The 24,326-nt window shown below is 42.2% G+C and carries 24 protein-coding genes; 5 read left to right on the top strand and 19 right to left on the bottom strand.

The window, feature by feature from the left end; translation table 11 throughout:
• Positions 1-78 precede the first annotated feature (78 nt).
• From J2Z69_RS02070 to J2Z69_RS02040, 7 genes are all read right to left on the bottom strand, one after another.
• On the bottom strand, positions 79-975 hold the full coding sequence (locus J2Z69_RS02070) for an anti-sigma factor (RefSeq protein ID WP_209858707.1): 897 nt from the start codon (positions 973-975) through the stop codon (positions 79-81).
• Positions 968-1,549 (bottom strand): RNA polymerase sigma factor, encoded by a 582-nt coding sequence (locus tag J2Z69_RS02065; protein WP_209858705.1) that lies wholly within the window; start codon positions 1,547-1,549, stop codon positions 968-970. Before J2Z69_RS02065 ends, J2Z69_RS02070 begins: the two co-directional genes overlap by 8 nt.
• A 156-nt stretch (positions 1,550-1,705) precedes the next feature.
• The gene (locus J2Z69_RS02060) at positions 1,706-2,275 is read right to left on the bottom strand and encodes an FAD-dependent oxidoreductase (RefSeq protein ID WP_209858703.1); all 570 of its coding nucleotides are present in this window, start codon (positions 2,273-2,275) and stop codon (positions 1,706-1,708) included.
• 43 nt (positions 2,276-2,318) lie between these two features.
• Complete coding sequence (locus J2Z69_RS02055; protein ID WP_209858701.1) at positions 2,319-2,633, bottom strand: winged helix-turn-helix transcriptional regulator; 315 nt, start codon at positions 2,631-2,633, stop codon at positions 2,319-2,321.
• A 205-nt stretch (positions 2,634-2,838) separates the two neighbouring features.
• Entirely contained in the window at positions 2,839-3,807 is a 969-nt protein-coding gene (locus tag J2Z69_RS02050) for a sugar phosphate isomerase/epimerase family protein (RefSeq protein WP_209858700.1), read from the bottom strand.
• Between the two features lie 25 nt (positions 3,808-3,832).
• Entirely contained in the window at positions 3,833-4,915 is a 1,083-nt protein-coding gene (locus tag J2Z69_RS02045; RefSeq protein WP_209858699.1) for a Gfo/Idh/MocA family protein, read from the bottom strand.
• 103 nt (positions 4,916-5,018) lie between these two features.
• Positions 5,019-6,116 carry a Gfo/Idh/MocA family protein gene (locus tag J2Z69_RS02040; protein ID WP_209858698.1) on the bottom strand — a complete coding sequence of 366 codons (1,098 nt, stop codon included), beginning with the start codon at positions 6,114-6,116 and terminating at the stop codon, positions 5,019-5,021.
• A gap of 189 nt (positions 6,117-6,305) precedes the next feature.
• Here J2Z69_RS02040 and J2Z69_RS02035 point away from each other — a divergent pair, with 189 nt between their 5' ends.
• The gene (locus tag J2Z69_RS02035; RefSeq protein WP_209858697.1) at positions 6,306-7,127 is read left to right on the top strand and encodes an AraC family transcriptional regulator; all 822 of its coding nucleotides are present in this window, start codon (positions 6,306-6,308) and stop codon (positions 7,125-7,127) included.
• Positions 7,128-7,200: 73 nt separating this feature from the next.
• Here the strand turns inward: J2Z69_RS02035 and J2Z69_RS02030 are convergent, their stop codons facing one another.
• On the bottom strand, positions 7,201-7,893 hold the full coding sequence (locus J2Z69_RS02030) for a TerC family protein (protein ID WP_209858696.1): 693 nt from the start codon (positions 7,891-7,893) through the stop codon (positions 7,201-7,203).
• A 388-nt stretch (positions 7,894-8,281) separates the two neighbouring features.
• Between J2Z69_RS02030 and J2Z69_RS02025 the strand changes: the two genes are divergently transcribed.
• Both J2Z69_RS02025 and msrB read left to right on the top strand, forming a co-directional pair.
• On the top strand, positions 8,282-8,890 hold the full coding sequence (locus tag J2Z69_RS02025; RefSeq protein ID WP_209858695.1) for a TVP38/TMEM64 family protein: 609 nt from the start codon (positions 8,282-8,284) through the stop codon (positions 8,888-8,890).
• A 49-nt stretch (positions 8,891-8,939) separates the two neighbouring features.
• On the top strand, positions 8,940-9,905 hold the full coding sequence (gene msrB / locus J2Z69_RS02020; RefSeq protein ID WP_209858694.1) for a peptide-methionine (R)-S-oxide reductase MsrB: 966 nt from the start codon (positions 8,940-8,942) through the stop codon (positions 9,903-9,905).
• A gap of 119 nt (positions 9,906-10,024) precedes the next feature.
• Here the strand turns inward: msrB and J2Z69_RS02015 are convergent, their stop codons facing one another.
• Positions 10,025-10,462 (bottom strand): MarR family winged helix-turn-helix transcriptional regulator, encoded by a 438-nt coding sequence (locus J2Z69_RS02015; RefSeq protein ID WP_209858692.1) that lies wholly within the window; start codon positions 10,460-10,462, stop codon positions 10,025-10,027.
• 220 nt (positions 10,463-10,682) lie between these two features.
• On the opposite strand from J2Z69_RS02015, the gene J2Z69_RS02010 reads away from it, so the two are divergent.
• Positions 10,683-10,862: a DUF2188 domain-containing protein gene (locus J2Z69_RS02010; protein WP_209858690.1), complete on the top strand. Its 180-nt coding sequence runs from the start codon at positions 10,683-10,685 to the stop codon at positions 10,860-10,862.
• 131 nt (positions 10,863-10,993) lie between these two features.
• On the opposite strand, the gene J2Z69_RS02005 is transcribed toward J2Z69_RS02010, so the two are convergent.
• The 9 genes from J2Z69_RS02005 to J2Z69_RS01965 all read right to left on the bottom strand — a co-directional run bounded on the left by J2Z69_RS02005 (position 10,994) and on the right by J2Z69_RS01965 (position 21,756).
• Positions 10,994-11,665, bottom strand: a complete 672-nt coding sequence (locus tag J2Z69_RS02005; RefSeq protein WP_245338916.1) for a YitT family protein — start codon at positions 11,663-11,665, stop codon at positions 10,994-10,996.
• A gap of 407 nt (positions 11,666-12,072) precedes the next feature.
• Positions 12,073-12,996 (bottom strand): alpha/beta hydrolase, encoded by a 924-nt coding sequence (locus tag J2Z69_RS02000; protein WP_209858688.1) that lies wholly within the window; start codon positions 12,994-12,996, stop codon positions 12,073-12,075.
• An 80-nt stretch (positions 12,997-13,076) separates the two neighbouring features.
• Entirely contained in the window at positions 13,077-13,490 is a 414-nt protein-coding gene (locus tag J2Z69_RS01995; protein ID WP_209858686.1) for a MerR family transcriptional regulator, read from the bottom strand.
• Positions 13,491-13,587: 97 nt separating this feature from the next.
• Positions 13,588-14,403, bottom strand: coding sequence for a glycoside hydrolase family protein (locus tag J2Z69_RS01990; RefSeq protein ID WP_245338915.1), 816 nt, complete (start codon positions 14,401-14,403; stop codon positions 13,588-13,590).
• A gap of 156 nt (positions 14,404-14,559) precedes the next feature.
• Positions 14,560-15,924 (bottom strand): nucleotide sugar dehydrogenase, encoded by a 1,365-nt coding sequence (locus J2Z69_RS01985; RefSeq protein WP_209858683.1) that lies wholly within the window; start codon positions 15,922-15,924, stop codon positions 14,560-14,562.
• Positions 15,925-15,986: 62 nt separating this feature from the next.
• Positions 15,987-16,793, bottom strand: coding sequence for a response regulator transcription factor (locus J2Z69_RS01980; RefSeq protein ID WP_209858681.1), 807 nt, complete (start codon positions 16,791-16,793; stop codon positions 15,987-15,989).
• A gap of 92 nt (positions 16,794-16,885) precedes the next feature.
• Complete coding sequence (locus tag J2Z69_RS01975) at positions 16,886-18,262, bottom strand: glycosyltransferase family 2 protein (protein ID WP_209860428.1); 1,377 nt, start codon at positions 18,260-18,262, stop codon at positions 16,886-16,888.
• Between the two features lie 43 nt (positions 18,263-18,305).
• On the bottom strand, positions 18,306-19,505 hold the full coding sequence (locus tag J2Z69_RS01970) for a HEAT repeat domain-containing protein (protein WP_209858679.1): 1,200 nt from the start codon (positions 19,503-19,505) through the stop codon (positions 18,306-18,308).
• Positions 19,506-19,539: 34 nt separating this feature from the next.
• Positions 19,540-21,756 (bottom strand): hypothetical protein, encoded by a 2,217-nt coding sequence (locus J2Z69_RS01965; RefSeq protein ID WP_209858677.1) that lies wholly within the window; start codon positions 21,754-21,756, stop codon positions 19,540-19,542.
• 755 nt (positions 21,757-22,511) lie between these two features.
• Here J2Z69_RS01965 and J2Z69_RS01960 point away from each other — a divergent pair.
• Positions 22,512-23,258, top strand: coding sequence for an alpha/beta hydrolase (locus tag J2Z69_RS01960; RefSeq protein ID WP_209858676.1), 747 nt, complete (start codon positions 22,512-22,514; stop codon positions 23,256-23,258).
• Between the two features lie 60 nt (positions 23,259-23,318).
• On the opposite strand, the gene J2Z69_RS01955 is transcribed toward J2Z69_RS01960, so the two are convergent.
• Positions 23,319-24,314, bottom strand: a complete 996-nt coding sequence (locus J2Z69_RS01955) for an N-acetylglucosamine kinase (RefSeq protein WP_209858675.1) — start codon at positions 24,312-24,314, stop codon at positions 23,319-23,321.
• Positions 24,315-24,326: the final 12 nt, after the last annotated feature.

The following is a 24,326-nucleotide window of genomic DNA, read 5'->3' as shown; positions in this document are numbered from 1 at the left end:
CAAAGAAGACCTAACCCCTTTGACAAGAAAGTGGTTGAGGTCTTCTTTTGTGTGCAGCTAAATGTGCATTATCTTAAGTTAGGTCGTTGGTTGTATAGGTGCTGCTAAAATCATACGACCTCTAGGTTTACTCCCTCTTGCATCAGGTTCAAGTGTAATCGCAATGGTATCATACTGCCCCGGGGTAAATTTATAATAGAGAGCCCCTGTACCATCCCGGCTTAAAAATGTCCCCGCATTAGAAGGTTCGTTCCCTTTAATCAACCATACCTGATAGGCCTGATTCCCTTTGAGAGCGGGTAAATTCTCAGCTTGAACAAGAAGATGTGTCCCTTGCTTATCGATGACTACCGTAGCCAGCCCTTGTGCGATAATATCTTTGGCTTGGGGACTAAGCTTAACAGCTTCATTCACCTGTAAGCCTTCTGCAGGATTATTCGACGCTACTAATTCATTCTTTAGAGAACGAATTTGTTGATCTGATGCGCTGAGTTGACCTTCATAGCCATTTACATCGTGCTTCAGTTCAAGCGAGTATACTCCGAGTATGACGGAAGCCGCTGTTAAACCTGCGGCCAACATGCGCCAACGCGATAGGCTTCTTCGAGTATCTGAAATATCGGACATGGCTATGATGTTTGTCTTATGATTTGGTTCTTGTGCAGAATAATACTCTTGTTCTGCGGACATAGGGTCTAATGCATCCACTGTAGGGGCCGCATAGACTTCTTTATCATTTATAGTCTGATTATCTGCAAAAACATGACCGAGTACACGCTTTTTCATTCCTACTGGTGGCTCTAATGGAGCTGCTGTCAAAGGTAGCATATCGACGATTTCTTTCAATTGCTCTAAAGATTCCTGACATGCTTCACAAAATGGAAGATGTGCTTCAAATGCTGATTTCTCGTCAGGGGACAACGCATCCAATACATATAATTCAACAAGTTCACAATCTTCAAGATGGTTATTCATGAATGCGCTCCCTCCTTCCTACGTCAGCCAAGTGTCTTTGAAGTTGCTTCATAGCTAGCCTAATACGACTTTTAACCGTTCCTAGCGGAATTTGATAGCGATCTGATACTTCTTGCTGAGTGAGTCCTTGAAAATAAATGGATTCAATAACCGTCTTTTGTTCAGCGGTAAGGCCATCCACTGCTTCCTTAACACGCTTCCCTTCCCAGTTTCCTTCGACAATTTCCGCTGTGCCTTTGGATGTATCTGCTACAGCAACTAAGACTTCATTTTCTACAGAGGCGGCCTGCATTCTCGATGATTTTTTTCGCAATAAATCAATACCAATATTCCGAGTAATGGAGAACATCCAAGTGGATAATTTACCTTGAACATCATCGTATCTTTCTGCATGGTTCCATATGCGCATGAATAGCTCCTGAACCACTTCTTCAGCCGCCATAGCATCATTCACAATACGAAATGCAAAAGAGTAGACTACTCTCTCATATCTATCATAAAGCTGTTCAAGTGCTTGCGCGTCTTTGTCCGCGATTCGCCTCATTAACAGCTTATCGTCTATACTTTCACTCATCCGAGGGCCCCTTTCCACAAAACTCCCTCTATTATAACCTTCGTATGAAATGCAGGTAAAGATTACTTTTTTTTAAAATTTTTCAATTTTTATGTTTCAAAACTAAAAAACCCTCTTCTGACATCGCTGTCAGTCGAGGGTTTGCTTAAATATAATTTAAGATTTCAGTACATCATGATCTACATAACGCTCACCTGTGAGTTCAGTTAAGAGTTCTATCGCAACTCGTGCTCCGTCTCCAGCTGTAATGATGGTATGCACACTAGTTCCCGCTATCGTACCCACTGCCCAAATTCTTGGTTTACTCGTTCGGCCTGCGCCATCCGTGGCAATAACGGACTTCATTCGTGGTTCGGAACCTTCTTTAAGTTCAAGGCCGAGTTTAGCAGCCAAATCCGAAAGAGCACCCGTCGCCAAAATAATATGGGCAGCTTCGTAACTTCGGCCTGATTCGGTCTGAATTGTTACGGCTTTGCCGCCGTTCGTATCTATAGCCGTTACTCTTTCTTCAATGAACTTCGCTCCAAACTTCCCGGCTTGTTCTCGTCCTACCTTCAGTAGATCTGGGCCAGAAATATCTTGCACACCATAATGGTTCTCAATCCAAGCACGTTTCGTCATGCTCGCATTGCTGTCGATCACCAGCGTCTCTCTTCCTGCTCTTGCAAGAAATAAAGCTGCGCTTGTTCCGGCTGGTCCCGCTCCAATAATGATAATTTCCGCCACACATCCACCTGCTCTCTATAGAATATGGACTCGAAACCTCAAGTTATTCTACCCAAGCTTCTGCCCAGTTCTGAATTTGCTCCATCACAGGCTGAAGTGCCTTGCCTTTTTCAGTCAGCTCATATTCAATACGCACAGGTGTCTCAGGATATACGTGTCGCACCAAAATTCCTTCGCATTCCAAGTCCTTCATCCGTTCAGAGAGCATCTTGTCACTCATTGAAGGGATAAGCTGAGAAATGTCCTTAAACCGTTTGGGACCATTCATTAATGTCTGAATAATTAATCCATTCCAGCGCTTTCCCAAAAAAGAAAATGCTGTTTCAAAACGAGGGCATAACATCCATTGGCCTTCCATCGCAATCACCTCTTTGTAGTACGGTCATTTTAGTATAAAACTTACATTTTGTTAGTATATATATTTTACTACATAATCAAGCTAATTTAAACCTAATCATTGATGATTATACAATATATACGTAAAAGGGTACACCAATTGAACACATCCCCATAAAAAAAGCCGGGACCTGCCCGCTTAAGAGCAAATCCCGGTTCTATTATGGTTATACCCACCACATGTCTGCACTAGAGTCTTCAATCAGAATGGTCTGAAGATTTTTCACCGCTTTTGTAAATCCTTCTTCAATAGACATCAGACCATCTTCGTGTTCAATACTAACTACATAATCATAGCCTACGAGTCTAAGTGCGCTTAAAATATCCGCCCATGTCTTCATATCATGACCGTAGCCTACGGTACGGAACTGCCATGCACGATCTAACATGTTCGTATACGGCTGCATATCCGTAATTCCATATTTATTTACATTGATCGGATCAATCACTGTATCTTTTGCATGGAAATGGTGAATCGCCCCAGCACGTCCAAGGATATGAATTGCTTGTACAGGGTCAATGCCTTGCCACCACATATGACTTGGATCTAGGTTGGCCCCAATCGCTTCCCCAGCTACTTCTCTTAAGCGAAGCAAGGTAGCCGGAGTATGTACCGAGAACCCCCCATGAAGCTCAAGACCTACTTTGACATGGTGATCCGATGCAAATTTTGCTTGTTCTGACCAATAGGGGATGACTTTGTTCTCCCATTGCCATTTGAGTATTTCTTGGAAATCATTTGGCCAAGGAGCTACCGGCCAGTTCGGATACTTCGCATCCTCATGATCACCAGGACAGCCGGAGAACGTATTCACTACAGGAACTTCCAACAATTCTGCCAATTGTACCGTCTTCACGAAATCATCGTGGTCTGCTTTAGCCAAGGCTTTTTGTGGATGAAGCGGATTTCCGTGACAGCTTAGAGCACTGATGGTAAGTCCGCGTGAGTCCAACGCTTTTTTGAAACGGTCCAGCGCCGCTCTATTTTCAAGCAATTCATCCGGTTTACAGTGCTTATTCCCTGGGTTACCGCCCGTACCAATCTCTACCGCCTTGACTCCAGTGGAAGCCACAAAATCAAGTGCCTCTTCCAAAGAACGATCCCCGAATAATACTAAAAATACGCCAAGTTTCATGATTGTATCCTCCTAATAATTAAATTTAGTTAAAATATACCGTTTTGCCTGTTTTAGCAGATTCATAAATAGCTTCCAAAATTTCAGTCACCACTAATGCTTGCTCTGGAGCTACTAGAGGCGCACCATCTTCAAGAATAGCCTTAACCCAGGATCTAGCTTCTACATCTGCTTCAGTCTCTTGCTCCCCTTCATAGAAGGCAACTCCACCAGCACTTAAGTCTACTTTGGTCTCGTAAAGGCGACTATGTTTCTCCCCATTGAGACGTAGACCATCTTGCATGTCGGCTCCGCCTTCCGTACCACTTAAAATAGTCCTAGCTTCTCCGACTTCAAGCACATTCAGTGCCCAGCTGGACTCTAATACTATAGTTGCCCCATTCTTCATCGTAATGAATCCGAATGCTGAATCTTCTACTTTAAATAGTGCAGGGTCCCAAGATCCAAATGCATTGGCAGCATGTTCACGACTCCCTAGTTTATGGAATACCGATCCCGTTACACTTTTGGGTTCATAGTTATCCATAAGCCATAAGGTCAAATCCAAAGCATGCGTTCCAATATCAATGAGCGGGCCGCCGCCTTGTTTCTCTTCATCCAAAAATACGCCCCATGTGGGAACAGCACGGCGACGTATAGCGAGCGCCTTACCTAAATAGATGTCTCCTAGTTCACCATCTTCACATAACTGCTTCAAATACTGGCTATCAGGACGGAAACGATTCTGGTACGCAATGGATAATTTCTTGCCAGTTCGCTTGGCCGCTTCTAACATTGATCTCGCTTGTTCACTGGTCTTGGCCATAGGCTTCTCACACATGACATGCCTGCCTGATTCTAGAGAAGCGATCGTAATCTCCGCATGAGAATCATTTGGGGTACATACATGAATTACCTCCGCACTACTTTCTTCAAGCATTAATTTGTAATCTGTATATACTTTCGCATCTTCTCCACCATACTTCGCAGCTGCTTCCATAGCTCGTTCTTCGACAATATCGCAGAAGGCAACGATTTCGACTTCCTTTTGCCTGGATAGACTCGGAAGGTGCTTACCCCCTGCAATACCACCGCAGCCGATAATTGCGACTTTTAGTAATGTAGACATCAATGTGTCCTCCTTGAATTCTAGTGTTATTCATTCTATGGATGCAAATAAGAAGGCTCTTAATTCATATGATTGTAGTTAGGCTTCCCTTTAACTGCGCATATTAAAAATGTACTTGCGCTGCTTGCATATAATAAGCTGCTAAGTCTGCCGTACTATCTAGCATAATATGTCTACCTTCTATAGAAGATCGCTCAAAGGCATGCATAGCTTCCAGCACATGATAAGCCTGATGTCCATTTGCCCGGTGAAGCGTACCTTTTATAATGGATTCAGCCATATCTTCTACTCCGCGACCTCGTTCATCTCTTGTGCTCTCAAAAAGGGGCAGAAGGAGTTCCCATTCTTCTTGTCCTGATCTCTTCCACTTCACTTCTCCATGAAACGTGTTCGGATCGGGTAGATGTAATGTTCCTTCTGTTCCGTAAATTTCTATCCATGGCAACTTGGTGCCCCCAGCAATATCAAAACTCATAATCATAGTTCCGATAGCCCCTTCTGCGAATTCAAGGGTTCCACTCAGATGAGTCGGCGTCTCCAACTGGATAGATTGTCCCACATAATTTCCAGTATGTACGATGCGGTGAGGAGTCTGAATTCCTACGGAACCACTAATTCGGCGAATAGGACCGAGCAATTGTACTAACGCCGTCAAATAGTAGGGCCCCATATCAAACATGGGTCCTCCTCCGCAAGCATAAAAAAATGCGGGATCAGGATGCCAATATTCTGGGCCTGCACCCATCATGAACGCAGTAGTAGCTACAGGACGCCCTATTTTCCCCTCGTGAATCGCTTGCTTCGCTGTTTGAATTCCAGACCCCAAAAAGGTATCCGGAGCGCTTCCAACCCTCAGGCCTTGATTGGACGCCAAAGCGAGCAGTTCTCTAGCTTCTTCTAGAGACAGACATAGCGGCTTCTCTACATAGACATGCTTCCCATGCTCAAGGGCTAGTTTGTTAATAGAACCATGCGAAGCTGGAACGGTTAAGTTAATGACCAGATCTATTTCTGAAGCTTGTAGCATCTCCTGAACCGTGTATACGTTCTCAATTTGGAATTCTTGAGCTCTCTGACGCGCACGCTCTGGAATCATATCTGCACAAGCAGATATACGAATGAGAGAACTTGTCTTGAGGTATGTGAGATAAGCCGGGCTTATCGTACCGCACCCGATGATGCCTGCTCGGAGTTTGTTCACACTAGTCTTCCTCCCCTAAGCTGTTTTACTCCTATTTCAATATACAGAGGCTTGTCCTAGGAGCTATTCCTAAGTACAAGCAATTTAGCTTCTATAATGGTATTCCTATTTGGTGTGCAGTAAAATGAATAATATGATTGAAACCTGCACAATCTGGTCAATATTTTGCACCCCTTTAGGAGACGTACTATGAATAATGAACCACATATGCTGATTTTATCAGCTGGATACTCGATGCATCGCAAGCCTTACGTCTCTGTGGAGAATGAAGGAATGGATCACTATCTGATTCGTCTACAGACGGAAGGTAAAGCAAGAACTCGATGTGATGGACGACTCGTGACGGTTGAGGCAGGAGACTTGCTCATTTTTCCTCCGAGCGTTCCTTATGAGTTAAGAATTGAAGGATCTGGCAATAAACATGGAGATATGACTGTATTCAGCGGAGATTATTACATTCTGTTGCAAGGAACATGGATTGAATCTTGGTGGCAGAGCTTTTCTCGACCCAATAAATTAAAAGTGCCACTATCCGATGGATTTCTGGGTATTTTTCGTCAAATCACTTTAGAACAACAACGTATTGATAATCCATCACCCATTATCGCGGAGTATTATCTCAAAATTCTATGCATGGAAATTGATCGGCAGCTCCAAGAAATGCCGCAGCCTACAAATCGCACGTACATGGCCTATCAACTCAAACAATATATTGAGGAAAATGCGACCTCAGCTTTCAAGCTTGAAGACGCAGCAGCCCATGTGGGGATTAGTGTGTCCCGCGCCGTTCATTTGTTCAAAGCTGCTTTTGGAACGAGTATTATGCAGCATGCTTTGGAAGTTCGTCTAAATATGGCTCGTGAACGAATTATCTTTAGTCACCTATCGCTTGAACATGTGGCCGAAAGTTCAGGATTTCCTAGTTATAATTATTTTCACAAGGTATTTCGTGCTCGCTTCGGCATGTCCCCCAAGCAGTTTCGTCAAGTTAGCCGCACGCCAGAATCTTAGGACGTGCAAAAAGGTCTACTTAGCTTCCCAGCTAGATAGACCTTTTTATATGGCTATATCATTTCACGTCTAACTAATGAGATAAGACCTCTTTAATACGCTTGTTTTTTTGCTTCTTATTTTTAACCCATGTACCGACACCTACAATAAAGGCTATTATTATAATTTCAAATGCATATTTCACAATAGCATTTGTGAACCAATCATGAATCATGGGCTCTTCGACAAGCATCTTCGCAGCCGTCCATGCCAAAACCGCCGAACCTAGCGTAATAACGATGGGAAAGCGTTCAGTTAATTTTAAAATAATCGTGCTCCCCCACACCATAATGGGCACGGAAATAGCTAGTCCAATAAATACCATCAAATTGTCCCCATGCGCTGCACCAGCTACCGCAAGTACGTTATCAAGCCCCATCATTGTATCTGCAATAATAATTGTACGGATTGCGGCCCAGATTTGATTCCCTGCTTTAATCTCATGTTTCTTCTCATCAATAATCAGTTTGTAGGCGATCCATAGTAGAGCTATCCCTCCTACAAGTCTAAGACCAGGAACGGCAAGCAGTTGGACGACCAGTATCGTCATAATGACACGAACTATAATCGCCCCTACAGTTCCCCAAAGTATCACTTTCTTCTGATCTTTCTTTTCTACATTTCTTGCGGCTAGCCCAATTACAATGGCATTATCCCCGGCCAATACGAGGTCAATCAGGATGATAGACGCCAAAATCGTCCAAAAATCCACGCTAAACAAATCCATGTTCATCTCCCCTTTTCTTATGATTGGCCGGTCCACGCAAAAAAAGCGTCGCAGCCTGTAACTTGGGCCACGACGCTTTACGCATCAAAAGAGACCTTTACCCAAGTATCAGAACCGGGCAAAGGTCTCGCTAACAACGAATTCGTTGCCAATAAAGCCGGGGATTTCTTCCCGTAATGACGACTTTATTGAATAAGCTACTCCCCTTTGGGAACCATCCAAATACAGCCAAAGCTGTATAACTAGGCTCAGTATATCATGATGGGCTGAACTTTACTATACCTATCCCTTAAAATATATGAATTCGTGCTATACTCGATTCCTCAGCTTCACTTTGGTATTATACTTCTAAAGCCATTTTATATTTTGGATTAGGGAAGGAGCGCTTATGCGCAAGTGGCTTGTCGTCATCGCTTATGTAATCTTGTTTGCCTTAGCCTTTGTATATCGTGAACAACTGCAAGAATGGCTAGCTCATAGGCCGCCTGCTGTGGTCATGTTAGGCTTATCTTTTGCCATCGCTTTGTTACCTGTACTTCCTTATAAGCTGCTCGTAGGCATGGCCGGATTAATGTATGGTCCTTTATGGGGCGGTATGCTATGTCTAATCGGTTCTACGGCAGCAGGTACATTCATGTATGCAGTAGTGCGGTATGGCTCGGGAGAACAGGCACGTCGATGGTTATCCAATTATCGTATATTAGATCAATATACCCGATTAGTGGAGAAATACCCTTTTCCATCCGTGGTGTTATGGAGAGTTATTCCCTTAATACCGCAGACGGTCGTTAATGTCTATGCTGGCTTAGCCGCCGTTCCTCTATGGATATTTATCACGGCTTCAATTGTAGGGAAATTACCAGGTATTTTTGTGTATGCGTATCTGGGAGGGACTTTGTTCTCAAGCCCCATCCTTGCTATTAAAGTCATGAGTGTGTATCTTTTGTTTACTGTAGCAATACTGTGGGGATATAAAAGAATGACCAGGGAAAAATGAAGGTTGACTATCTTGACCCTACTATATTATTTAAGGAGTGAATCAGTATATGAATAACTCAAATTCAGCGCAAGCCCTTGCTACTTTTGCTGGCGGATGCTTCTGGTGTATGGTATCTCCATTTGAGGAGTTGCCTGGTATTATTAAAGTCGAGTCAGGCTACACGGGTGGACATGTTGTTAATCCTACGTATGAGCAGGTGTGCACCGATCAGACAGGCCATTATGAAGCGGTTCAAATCACTTATAATCCTGATATTTTCCCATATACCAAGTTGCTAGAACTCTTCTGGCAACAAATTGATCCTACCGATGCAGGTGGACAGTTCCATGACCGTGGAGATTCTTATAGAACAGCCATCTTCTACCATACTGAAGAGCAACGCGAACAAGCTGAAGTATCCAAACAAGAGGTAGAACAAAGCGGACGATTTGATAAGCCGATTGTAACGCCGATCTTACCGGCTGCCCCTTTCTATGCTGCAGAGGAATATCATCAAGGATATCACCGCAAAAACCCCGGACATTACAAACGATATCGCAAAGGCTCCGGGCGCCAAGATTTTATAGAAACGCACTGGTCTGGTAACTTTGATGACGAAGAACTGCGCCAAAGACTTACACCGATGCAATATAAAGTAACACGTCAAAATGGTACAGAGCCTGCCTTTGCTAACGAATATCATGATCATAAAGGCGACGGCATCTATGTAGATATTGTATCGGGGGAGCCGCTCTTTAGCTCAAAAGACAAATACGATTCAGGTTGTGGGTGGCCTAGTTTCACCCGTCCACTTCGGGATTATAGTGTCAAAGAGAAAACGGATCTAAGCCATTTTATGGTGCGTACGGAAGTGCGCAGCCATGAATCGGACTCTCACCTAGGTCACGTATTCAATGATGGACCTGCCGAAAATGGACTCCGCTACTGCATTAACTCGGCGGCTTTACGCTTTGTACCCAAAGAAGACATGGATGCTGAAGGTTATTCAGAATACAAGCATCTATTCGAATAAACACATACGAAAAGGGCTAGACACTATTTAGTGTTTAGCCCTTTTTTTCCTGAAAATATCATAATGAAATTACATAAATCATATTTAAAATTGTAAATCTCTACTTAAAGGTGCAGACTCTATTCTACTTCCATCGTTCCCATTAATCTTTTAACTTGTTCATTCATTGCTATTAAATCAGGAATGGACATACCACTTGAAGTCATCAGCGCGTTAGGAATGCATACGGCTTTTTCTTTGAGTAACTTGCCTTCCGCAGTTAGACTGACTTTTACTACTCTCTCATCTTCTAAAGAACGTCGGCGGCTTAAAAGACCTGCTGACTCCATCCGCTTCAACATCGGGGTGAGTGTGCCTGAGTCTAAATCTAATGTGCTACTAAGTTCTTTGACTGAACTCTCCTCACGTTCCCAAAGTACTAAAAGCACCAAATACTGTGGATAAGTCAAACCTAACTCGTCCAACAAAGGGCGGTACATTCGAGAGATTGCTCTGGAGCAAGCATATAAGGAAAAGCATAATTGATTCTCTAGTCGCATTTGTTCATGGGTACTCATGCAATTTCTCCTTTTAACCAACATGTTATTTCTGCTGCATCTATTTGCAAAAATTCATTTGCATACAATAATAGTGGATGTCATAAATTTAACGCCGAACCCTTTTCATGTCAACCTGAGGGGACAAAGACAGTTCTCTATTGCATTAATAGTTGGACAAGTTTAGAGGATAAAGAGCAGGGTAATTAAAGATATACTTAAATAAAAAGGAGAGCTACCTATGCCTTGGACAAAAAAGGATTACCCTGAATCGATGAAAAACTTAGATACAAGGGTTCGTAATAAAGCGGTAGAGATCGCTAATGCACTACTGGATGAAGGCTATGAGGAAGGTCGTGCAATTGCGATCGGGACAGCTAAAGCGGAAGAATGGGATAAAAATCACCCTAGCTCCTCATAAGTGCGCTCGTGCAAGCAGTTTCCCTTCAATACAGTTGAAGGATAGACTGCTTACTGTTTTTTTAAAAATAAACGTCAGATACTAAAAGGAGCATCAGCCAGCACAATAGCCGACCGATGCTCCTGTATGAATTACACACGTACTGTCTTCTCTTTTATAGGAATAGTAACTCGAATCTTCGGTTGCTGTACGGGTACTTTGCCATAATTCAGAGTGATGGTAATTATTTTGCCTGCAATGACAACAGCCACAATTGTAAATGCTGTCTCGATTAGCGGCATATAAATCAGTGAAATCAAGAGAACTACAGCGTCAAGAATTACAAACACCGTACCGATTTTAAGCCCAGTAAACTGACTTATAAGTAACGATAAAATATCATCGCCACCAGCCGCCCCACCTGATCGTAAAATTACGCCTGCACCCAGCCCCGTAAGAATACCAGATACTACTGCTGCAAGGAGTAGATTGTTATGAAAATTAATGTGAAGAGGTGAGAAGCGCTCGCATAGATCGTAGAATATTGAAAAAGCTACAGAAGCAATCAAAGTGTGTATTAGAAATTTGCGCCCTTTCAGGAACAATGCCACAATAAATACGGGAATATCCAATACGAATGCGGTAATTGCTGGAGGCAAATCGTATAAGTATTTGCCAAGCAAGGCCAGACCTAAAAATCCACCCTCGGATAAATGATTCTGAAAATTAATATGATAATAAGTAAAAGCTAATACAAAAGTTCCAAGTAACATAAATAATAAAGGTTTAGTGTGAAGTTGCCATCTGTTGTTGTTTTTCCTCATTGGGAATCCCTCGCATCGTAGTTTGGTTGACCTTACGGCAACTTCCTATGAAGAAGGGTTCTGAGGACTTTGTCCTTCGCATGATTACACTCTTCTTTCGTGGGATGTTTGTCCGTATTCCGACTCGCCACGAGAGAAGCTAAGTATATGAGAGATCACAACGTTTCCAAATCGTCCTTTGGGAATTCGTCCTTCGGGGACACATGGTATCCTGATCCTTTCCTTTGTGTTTTTTGCAGTAACGGATCATGAGGATGAATCATTTCGCACATCAACTCGTTGCTGCTTACTAATTATATTATAACACAAAGATCTTGATGCCTAAACAGCTTGCTTGCACTTTGCGGAAATCAATGAAAATTTACAAACTTTTTCATTCATCATTTCAAACATGAGTTATGAATTGTTTAACTCAGGTGCAAATTATCCCGAACAAACCTTCCTATATTCTGAATGGCTTGTTCCGCTTCGGGTATCTGATAGGCGAACATCTGAAATACGCTCCACATATGTTCCCAAACTTCCAATTGTACTTGCACATTTGCTTTCCTTGCCTTTTCTGCCAAGCGTACTGCATCACTTACAAGCACTTCTACACCACCTACTTGGATTAGAAGCGAAGGAAGACCACGTAATTCCTTGCTTAGAGGAGAGAGAATAGAGGGCACTTGCTCAGGTTCTGTCTTATAACTTAAATAACGGTCAAGGATTAACTGACTAGTCTGAATACTACCTGTAGGATCTATTGATGCATTACGGGTGTAGGACTCTCCATCAAAGCGCACTAAATTTGCATGGGGAGAGAGCAGAAATGTGCCTGCAGATAAGTTCTTATTAAGTTCAAGCAAAGAGAGTAATGTCATAAGTACTAAACTACCACCTATGGAGTCACCGCCTAATATCATGTTTTCCGACTCATATCTTTGGTTTAATAACCAAAGATATGTGTTCATACAATCCTCATTTGCAGCTGGATAAGGGTGCTCAGGAGCGAGCCGATATTCCACAACTAACACTTTAACTCCACTAGAGCGAGCGATGCGCGCTGCTAAATCTCTATAGGTTAAGCAGCTTCCCGATACAAATCCCCCTCCATGAAAATATAGAATCATGGCATCACTCTCTAGCATTTCTTTATTTACACTAATCCATTCTCCGTACAGGTCGTCTATGTATACCGTTTCTATACACAGATCAGGAATTTCTGGAAAGAAATTAATAGCGTAGTCCATATTTTGACGTATACGTTCCACGGGTTCTTGAAACGATTGATTCTGCTGAAGATACTGTCTAATTTTGGCGAGCTCTTCCTTATTTGTCCTTCCGGTCATGACGTGTTCCTCCTAGTTAGGTGTATTTAATTCTTTTTGAATATACACGCTGTAGTAGAGTACAAGGTCAACCCGAAGAATTAGCTATCTTGGTCCATATGTAAAATACTAATGACTTGTCCAATCTCTGGATTTTTAAGTTCTTCTAATAGGTGAAACTTGAGTTGAACTAAGTTGTTTTTCTTTATTTCTTTCAGAGAAATCTCATTGTCTAGTGCCTTTAACTTAAGTTCAATGACTTGAATAAATTCTTCGAGCTGCACAGGATTGCTCTCGGATCGAACCAAAGCCTTCCTTATTTCTTGAATTGTAAATCCACATTCTTTAGCATTCTTAATAAATTCCAATAAAAGCAATGTAGTCTTTGGATATATTCTATACCCTGCATCGGTTCTTGGTGGAACAGGTAGAAGGCCGGATTTTTCGTAATATCTTAACGTCTCTACATGAAGACCCGATCGTTTTGCTAAATCTCCTCTTAAGTAAAATTCCATTGCCCTATCTCCTCTTTCTATACATTAATTGCAACCATCTATTACATACGTCTGCTAAAAATAAAAAAGCCAGCCTTTGAAGCTAGGCTGACTTATCTTATCTAGTAGTCTTTACGGCGGTGGTGGCATCTGACATTTTCGATTCCCATGCTTCATAACTATGCATAGCTACTCCTACAAAGGAAGGATGCTTATCACTTAATTCCACCAATTGATCCAATTGTTGATTCAAATGCTGATTTGTACTCGTGTGGAAGGATACTCCTGGTCCTTCTTCGCTTTTAGCAAGCTCCACACCTACCCATATTTGTTTATTCTGCTTATCTGCTTCATTCAGCATATGTTCCGAGACTTGATAGATTTGATCAGCCTGATCACGGTAGGCCATAATCGCAAGGTAATCTACCTTCGATATCATCCAGTCACTGAGGGGTTGAGTTCCTCCCCCGTTCGGATTCATCACATCATTTAGCCAAAACGGAACTGCCACTCCGACTTTCAAATCACTGGCTTTCGCTTGATCCATCCAAGCGCGAATATTCCCCATCCATTCTTGGACCACTACATCCTGACTTTTTTTCCACTGCTTAAGAAGGTAGGGCTCTACATCGAATTGTACACCAACAAAGCGCTCCTCCGGTTTGGAACTTGCGTTGTAGTTTTGCACCCAACTCATGAATTCATTGGCTTCATCACGATGCTCATTAAGGGCCCAGCCAGGACGTCCATTTAAAGCTTGTACCTCTACACCTGATTGATGAGCAGTAGCTATGAAATGACGATATTCTTCATCTTTCACTTCTTTACCTACTTGGAGAAAAATGATTTTTACCCCTTGCCTCTTGGCAAAAGATACAATTTCCTCCTTCTGGTTCACAATTCGATCTGTGTCCCAGAGCCATGTCGATTTCATTTGCTCCGATGAATGTGGCTTCTCTTTGAAAAGCTGAATGAGCAGGACAGATAATAAGAGGATACCGAAGAGTCCTAATATGGCCCATTTGTACCTCTTTAATAAATGTGTAATCTCCCACTCACTCCTTTTCTTAAAGCCATTTCATTACTTTCATTATACGCTTAGTACCACTTCACTCTGTTCTACCACTTGCTGAACTGAATGACCGATTTTATAAATATGCGGCAAGGCATAGTTCTTAAATGCATTACGAGTATCTAAGATTGGAACGCCCAAGCTAGCAATTTCGCCATAGTTCAAGTCCGTATGATTCGTGATTAATACGATGCTATCATATTTTTTGAATTGCTCTGCATCATAAGCCACACTATAGACGGTTGCACCTGATTTATCACGGAAACTCGTAGCAAATGGATCGTAATAACTTACATTGGCACCACTATCTTTGAATAAATCATATACTTCTAATCCAGGCGATTCCCGTAGGTCGGCGATATCTGGTTTGTACGCCATGCCCAGAATAAGAATATTTGATTTTTTAATAGATTTTGCATATTCATTCATAATCTTAGAAGTTTTGTTCACTACATAGTACGGCATATTGTCATTTGTAGATTGAGCCAGCTCAATAAATTGGCTGTAAAAACGGAAGCCTTTAGCTTTCCAAGATAGATACATTGGGTCAAGCGGAATGCAGTGACCGCCAATACCAGGACCTGGATAGAAAGGCATAAATCCAAATGGTTTGGTCTTCGCTGCATCAATAACTTCCCAAATATCAATGCCCATACGGTCACACATCATAGCCATTTCATTGATAAAGGCAATATTAATACTACGGAATGTATTTTCAAGCAACTTAGACATTTCTGCTACTTTTGGTGAACTTACAGGGACGACAGTTTGGACATATTTGTTGTATAAAGCTTGTCCCAAGCTTAGGCAAGCTGCTGTAGTTCCGCCAATGACTTTGGGTGTATTAAACGTATTAAAACGAGTGTTGGATGGATCTACACGTTCTGGTGAGAAGCAGAGGAAGAAATCTTCTCCAACAACATAACCAAGTGCCTCTAATTCTGCTTGGATGAGTTCTTCCGTTGTCCCTGGATAGGTTGTACTTTCCAACGTAATCAAAATACCTTTTTTCATATATTTTTTAATTTGATCGACTACACTTACAATAAAAGAAGTATCGGGATCTTGATTCTCGCTAAGTGGTGTAGGTACGCAAATACTTATGGCGTCAATTCCGCTAATCGTAGCAAAATCAGCTGTAGGTTTGAAGCGACCAGAAGCAATGGCCTCAGTCAAAGTTTCATTTGAAATGTCATGTATGTAGGACTCTCCGCGGTACAATTTATCTATTTTGGAAAGGTCCAGATCAATACCAATGACATGAAACCCTTGCTTTACCATTTCAACTGCTAGCGGCAAACCTACATAACCCAAGCCCACTACGCCAAGTACGGCATCCTTAGATTCAATTGCACCTAATAGTTCACTATATTCTTTGTTCACGTTCTCTCAGCCTCCAAATATCTATTTAATTACGTTCTAGAATTCCTTGACCTTAATTCCGACTACTGAATGCAGCGACGAATTCTTGCATCTAGTTCTACAGGGGAGAACGGTTTGGTAATGTAATCGTCGACGCCTCTTTCAAAACACTGACTAATGGTTTGCTCCACTTTTTGTTCAGTAAGCACTACGATTTTGGGTGCTTGATTGTTATGAATTTGCTGAATATGATGAATGTAAGGCAGTCCGTCAATACCGTAGAGATTTAATTCGGTCAACACGAGGTCTGGCTTTAATTTTTCGATTAAATCCAAAGCCACCAGGCCATTATCCGCTTCATACGTCTCATATCCCTGCAATTCAAATCGAATCTGCAAGAACTCGCGGATGGTAGCATCATTATCCACGATAAGAATACGATTCTTTGCAGCTTCCGCCTCTTCTTTTGTAAAAATATGAATATCCGAAGCTTCGCTTTTCATCACAGAGTCCGACATTTGTTTTAATACCGCCTGTGAAGCTTCCCCTTGTTCTGGAAAGCTTGCAAGTGTAATCCGCAGATCAAGATTCGGAAGCACCTCCAACAAACGCTGTTTTAATAACAAACCTTGGAAATGAACACTATCAAGCGTAAGTTCTGGTAACAGAACCACCTGTCTATTCGCCTCGCCATCACTCCAAACTTCAAAGTCTAGATTAGGCTGTGATTCCAATATGCGTCGAACCTGTGCATCCAAATTGGTAGGTCCTGCAGAAGCGTATAAGAATAAAATGCCGTATACGCTAGGCTTGGTTTCTTTTACCCATTCCTCAATACTTTGGTATAGATTCTCATGAATACTCGTCTGGAGCGTTGCCGAATTAGGCATTTCAATTCCCACCTTTCTTTATCGTTACTATGATTGTATTGGCTATCAGCATCACATCCTTCCCGAAGGGGGAAGCGCTACTCTACACCAATTTAAGCACTCTTGGCAGTATCGCTTTTCTCCTTCCAGCTTTGCCTTGTCATGGCACCCCAGGAATTATTATTACGAAGGAACTGAATATGTCCCTGTATCCGCCAGAGTGTACCTAGCTGGGAATATCCAAAAAATTTAGCTGCGCCGTAAAACAACATCTTCCATAAATCAGAAATCTTGATGAACCGTTTGAAAGCTATTTCTTCAAGAATTAAGGCCCCTATACTGAATAGATACCCACTCAAGAAATTAATAAGTCCAAAGACAAGTAGAATCTTCCATTGGGTCATGTCGAGCATTACATATCCTACTAACGCGATAAGGCCCGTAATTTTAAAATAGGGATTCAGTGCTTCAAAAATGATGTTATAAGGCATGGTCATAAGGCCCATCACTTTATACTTAGGATTGAAAGCCATGTCATAGTTCTCAATCATGTTCTTAAGATTTCCCCGACCCCAACGTTGCCGCTGACTAGCCAAAATTCTGTAGGATTCAGGCGCCTGAGTCCAACATACAGCTTCAGGACAGAATGCAATCCGATATTTTAGCTTATTTTCAAGCATATACCGATGCAATTTGATAATGATATTCATGTCTTCCCCTGGATAACCGCCTCGGTATCCCCCAACGGCGATTACATAATCCTTACGGAACAGTCCAAAAGCTCCGGAGACAATAATCAGTCCATTAATGGAACTCCAACCAATTCGTCCGCCAAGAAATGCTTTGAGGTATTCGATGGCTTGGAACATGGGCCACATTTTGTTAGGTAAAGAGAAGTCTTTGACCTGACCATTTTCAATGAGGCAACCATTTGCAATGCGTACATCCCCGCCAATCGCTACGGTTTCTTCTGGGTTCTCCATGTATTGACGGGCCATACGAATCAATGCATCTTTCTCTAGCAAAGAGTCCGCATCAATGGAGGAGATCAAAGGGTAATGAGACAAATTGATTCCAGCATTCAAAGAATCGGCTTTACCGCCATTTCCTTTATCAATTACATACAGATTGGGAAACTCAGGATTATAGAAAACCCCAGTGACTGCCGTACAGTCGATAGAGTTTCGCATCTCTGGATTCGTCAATTTGGTCAAATTAAATTCAGTTGTGAGAACCTCCAAAGTATCATCGCTTGAACCATCATTAATTACAATAACCTCATAATTCGGATAGTTCAGGGTCATCAGACATCGTACATTCTCAATAATTGTGACTTCCTCATTATAAGCCGGGACTAACAAAGATACTGAAGGGACTAAATCGGATCCGGCTAAAGTATTAAATTTGGAGAATACCGATCTGCGATAGACCGTCCAAATATTTTTGAAAGATAACGCCAATACTGAGAAGTAAATCACATTTACTGACATCACGTAGTAAATGGCGAATAATCCGTAGATCAGCAATATGTCTCTAAGCAGAGTAATCTCCTCCAACTGCTGCAACTTTACGTACAGGCTTAGACGTCTCAATCACGCCGAAGTACCTATCATAAATTAAGCGTTTTTTATTGAAGGTGACCATCTGATCTAGAGCTCTATGATCCGAACCTTCACTCATAACTTTCTCAATATGGAACAATGCGGTCTCACGTTCTAAGCCTGAGCCCCGTTGAGCGGTCTCGCACAAAAGTTCAAAACCAGTCTCACCTAGCTGCGCTAAGCTTTCCGCACTATTGTTACGGACCCACCAATTCTCATCTTGCATAGCTCTTCGCAGCAGTGGAATACTTCCTGCCGCATGCATATTGCCTAGAGATTTGGCGACAGCAGCTCTAACTTCCCAATTGCTATCTGACATCAATTGTTTGATCGTGTCATCCCTTAATACAGGGTTAGAACTGAGGTATAGCTTAACTGCTTCGGCTCTAACATCCTGTTCATCTGCATCCACACTAAGTCGGTTGAGCGCAGGTATAACTTCTGGAACAGCTTGGCCCCACATGGCTACCAAAGCTACTTTAACGAAATCTGGATTCTCATGATCTAATAGTTGAAGTAGAATCTTACTAGAATCTAGCCTTGTCTCTAGCAGCACATCTGCTGCTAGATTATGAATAGATTTGCCATGCTTCAACATATAACCAAGCATTTCCATGAGTTGACTTTCTTGATCTGCTGTTTTGGATACAGCTCGACCGATAATGGTAGTTACAGGACTATATCGCTGTTTTCTGAGCATGTCCAACAATCTTGGTGTTGCTTCGGTTGCACGCATCATACCTAATCGATACGATGCTTCAACTCGTCGGCTGAAATACAGACTATCCAGCTTCTCCATTTCATCATCTACAAATCCAGCTTTGTAGCATAATTCAATGACCCGAGTGCGTACCTCACCTTTAAATTGTTCAATCCATTCCATAAGCTTGTCTTGAATGATTCTTTTTTCTAAAGGTACCAGTTTACCTGGGGGTAGTGGTAATTCTTGATCCTCATACAATTGTGTCTGCAAGTATTTAAAATAGTCCTGATGCTTACGCTGATAATATTCCGTCTTTTTGAGTGTACTCAGATGCTTGAGTTTCATATAGAACAGGAGGGCAATTCCCAATCCAATCAAGCCGAGGCAAACGTATACGAAGTAAATCGCCACGGTGACATGTGAAAACATAATGCAGTGAGACCTCCTTCAATTCTTGTTTTTTTTATTTCTTTAATTTTGCATAAATATCTTTCATATCATAATATCCGGCTTTTAAATGCTCCGTATATTTGACACTTTCCCAAGGATTCCATGTATATTGGGGTTGTTTCTTCATATCCAATGTAGCTTTATTAGGATTTGAAGATTCCACTTTCTTGGTCTTCCGATCAACAATCCATGGTACAAATGTGATTCCTTCGGTTTTTGTAGTGGTAAAGGTTCTTCCTGTCTTCAAAGCGGAATAATCGATGACTTGCTTCGAACTTGGATCTGAGAAACCAAGTAACATCCATGGTATACGCAGTTCGATTTGATTGCCGCTGTACTGCCATGAAGTTAGAGAGTCAAAATCTGCACTACTACGATTCGTAGTTCCTCGCTTCAATGCTCCTACTACAGCATCTTGGAAAGGATGCGCTGAACGTGTATCCGGTGGTGTCATAGATAAACTAACTGCAAGCTTCCAAGGCTGGAACTCAACTTTGTCCTTTGCTGTAGCTTTCGGTAACATCCAGTATCCATAATCACCATATAGGCGACGATGGAAATCATAGGATGGAGCAGCTTTAACCTGCGTCTCCTCATCTTTACCAATAACGATAAGATCTTCGAGACCATCACTCAACGTCTGATTTGGCCATTCTATCTTCGGTTGATCCCCGCCAGACTGCGTATCAGAACCTAAGTAAATTTGAGATTGATTGGGATCAAATGTCTTATCCAGATCAAGTCCAATGTATACATAAGCTTCATCGTGCGTAACACGCATGTTCTTAATTCCTGGAGCCACTTTTGCCCATTGTTTGACTTGATCTGCCGGCAGTTTGCTCCAATCATCCAACTTGCCATCAATGATAATCTGATCTGATTTGCCGGATCCCATAGCTACAAGTCCGAATTGCTTTTCATTCGTTAACACATTCAGCCAGAACGAACGGCGATCTGCAGGTGTCTCAAGTCTCATCGTGTTCCATGTTTTCTTGAACCATTCATCTTGCCACATGAAGAGAATTGAGCCCGCATACCCTTCATCATAAATATCTTGGGTAAGCGATGCATCGATCTTTCCTTGCTCTGCTTCACTGTGTCCGCCTTGATTGCGACCACTTGGTCCAATATGAGATACACCAATACTTGAAGGTACCCCATATTCTGTGACCATGATCGGCAGGTCTTTGTAATACGCTTTTAACTTTCTTAGATACGCCTTATACGTGTTAAACCCGCCTTTTCCATCAGGTATTGTCTGGAACGACTTGTCCAAATGGAAGAAGTCTGGATAATATGGATACACGTGATAAGCGGCAAAATAACCAGCTTCCCAGCTCACTGCTTTCACATGAGTAGCATCGACACTGACCATATCCTCTTGGAATAGTGGCTCTCCTGGATGTTTAATGACATCCGTCGTTACCCAGTTCGTGAAGGTGGCTGGATGTTCCCAACCATATTCATGTTCTTTAGTTGCTGCGTAATCCAGCATCGTAGCCAAGAAACTCTCGAACGGAGAAGCTTGGGCCGTCGCACTAAAGTACTTACCTAAATACGGCGGTAACCCCGCATGCACTTTGTTGGTGTTCTCCACCATTTCAGGGTCCCACTCGGTCCCAATGTGCCAAGCCATCAAATACTGGCCAGCATTTGCTGTATATTTCCCTCCAGCAAACCCGGCATTGACGGGAATATCTAGATCTCCATATACAGCCTTGACGGCTTTATCGATGTCTTGCTCAAATGATTTTGGTATGCCGCCACCTAAAGCATCTTTGGTCTCTATTAGCTGGTCTTCCTGGGAGTAGACTCCCTGAATGAAATACAGGGGATTCTCACCCTTATCCCGGTTGTATTTAACCAGAGACTTATAAAAAACTGGATTGTGGATAGTATATACACGAATTACATTGGCACCCATTTCATGAATTTGCTTAAACCAGCGTAAGTAATCCTCTTCCGTCGCTGGAAACTCACCCGGGAAATATCCAGGCACTGTAGCGCCTAAATTAACACCTTTTACAAAAATTTCTTTCCAGTTTCCATTTCCGTCATATCTCAAAAATTTGTCCCCTGAAGTCTGAAACTTCATTTTGGTTCCGTCTGTGCCAGCAATGCTCTTGTGGGATGGAGGAAGATACAGAAATACTAGGGAGGTTATCCCTCCGATAAGAATGATTCCAATCGTAATCCATAGAATTAGTTTCTTTCGCGCTAACTTTGACATCGATTTAAAATCCCTTCACCTCGCTATTTTTGGTATGCAGGCGTTCATAGTATGTGTCCCACTTCCTCCGCTTCCCTGGCATACCTATATGATTAACCAAGTCGGCACATAATGTAACTAGGCGGATGGAAGCATTTTTTTTCGGGACTTTCATGAAACTTACATGCAAACTTCTTACATTCATACATTCTTGATATATAGCCCTTTCCGGTCAGAAACCACCTTTTCTTTGAAAAAAGTTTGTAACTGGGCTGATTGATTTTCATTATCAGGCGTGCCGCGGCCCCATTTGACACGGCTTTGACATCTTCTGTCGTGTTCTCTCTCTATTATAGACGATAACAATATATCGAAGTTCCATTTTTACACAACGATTTCCATATAAGTTACAGAATTGATACCAAAGTCACAGATGAAAAGTCTATAATTCCCCGTTAAATCAACGTTTTTGAAAATACTTTTATTTTACAAATGAGTTCAGAGGACCTAGTATAGGCCATTTGGTTACTAACCTGTTTTTAGTATCTTTGCAGAGGAGGACCTTACACCTGTATGAATTACTTTTTTCCCTATTGTCATAGGTTCAATATAACCACTTTGCTTTAAATCTTATTTAGTGAACATATAAATTATATATGCATTTTTTCATCTGTTTTAATTTTCTGCATATTAACTGTTTAATCGACATTTTTTTATTAGGTCTAAACTGATCAAATAAGGAAAAGTTGGGTATATTTTTAAGGGAGGGGATCAATATGACTAGACGATTCAGGCTAAAATGGTGGAAGATTGTGGTGATCGTTGTAATTATTGCTCTAGCCGCAGGACTACTCTACTTAAAGCCCTATAAACCGGATACAACCGCTTTAAAAGCAATGGAATCCGGGACTGAGGTCACAGTTACAGACGAGAAGAATTGGATTACCTTTTCCCCTAAGTCGATTTCCGGGATGAATGTCATTTTATATCCGGGCGCTTTGGTCAAGCCTCAGAGCTATGCTCCTCTTGCTCATCAATTAGCGCTGCGTGGATATCGTACCTTTATCGTCAAAATGCCGCTCAACTTGGCGATCTTTGGTGCCAACCGTGCAGAGGACATTCTAACCCAATACAAGACTCAATCTTTTGTAATTGGAGGACATTCTTTGGGAGGCGTTATGGCTTCGCGCTTTGCCGCGGACCATGCAAAACAACTCTCTGGTGTATTCTTCCTGGCTTCTTATCCTGATGCCAAGGGAAGCCTGCTAGAAGCCAACCTCCCCGTTCTCTCCATGCTAGGAAGCAGAGATGGTGAAGTAAGTACCACTACGTGGGAGAAGGCTAAAGCCTACTTACCAGCCACAACCTCCTATGACGTAATAGAAGGTGGAAATCACAGTCAGTTTGGGAGTTATGGATTCCAGAAGGGCGATCATACGGCGACGATTGCAGCCCCCGAACAGTTACAGAAGACTACGAATGATCTTACGCAGTGGATAACTTCCCAAGTAGCTTCACACTAACGTCAATAAATGAAAGAAGGCTGTCCAATTTCTTGGACAGCCTTCTTTCATACCTTTAAATCAAATCCATACATTATTCGCTTCTACGGCTTCAGCTTCAAATACAAAGTGTTCTAGTCGGTCATATAACACAGGCTGAATGGTTACATCATCCGCTTCCATAGCCAACCATACAGCTCCAATAACTGGCTCCATCGACAGTTTCACAAGGGTAGCTCCTGGATATTCAAGCAAAGCCTTTCTCAATTCATCTAAAATATAGCTTCCTTTTCCACGGGTTACGATGCTTCCGGCTAGTACAACATCAAATGTATCCGTTTGCATATGCAGCCGTTCAATTACGGCTCGCGCAGATCGGCCCAATTCTTTTCCTTGCTCATGCAAAATTTCACGAGAAATATCATCGCCTTCTTCGGCAGCCTTAAATACAAGCTTTGCTATGTGAAGAGGGGGAGTCTTCTGATGATCTAGATAATCTTCAAACATTTCATCTACCGTTTGATATCCTAGATCCTCTAGCATGTAAGAAGTAAGCAAAGTTGCTCTCCCTCTACCGTCCCATGCTCTGATAACCGAACGGAAGGCTGCTATAGATAAGTCGGCCCCACCGCCATAGTCACCTAACATATAAGAGAAACCACCACACTGATAAAACTCTCCCTGTTCATTTCTTCCCGCACTATTCGTTCCTGTCCCACAGATCAAGACTACGCCATATGTTTGCCGAGTTCCTGCTCTTAAAGCAATGATCGTGTCACAGTTCAGGTCATACTTATGGAATCCGAACTCCGCTATCATCGGTCGTAAAATCTTATAATCGGGTTCACGATCTGCACCTGCTAGGCCAAAATAAGCATAATTGATCTCTCGGGTAGTGAGCTTTGCTTCTTCTAAAGCTTGTTGCACAGAAGACTGTAGATTAGCCTTAGCCTGCTCATACCCCTCCTGATGGTTGCCATTTCCGCTGCGTCCCTGACCAACGATATGTCCTTCACTATTTACAATAAGGGTATTCGTCTTACTTCCACCGGCATCCACACCTAAATAGTATTTCAACTTCTCTTCACT

It is taken from the genome of Paenibacillus shirakamiensis (assembly GCF_017874255.1).
In the GTDB taxonomy this organism is placed as follows: domain Bacteria; phylum Bacillota; class Bacilli; order Paenibacillales; family Paenibacillaceae; genus Fontibacillus; species Fontibacillus shirakamiensis.
This window is presented reverse-complemented; position numbering and strand designations above follow the sequence as displayed.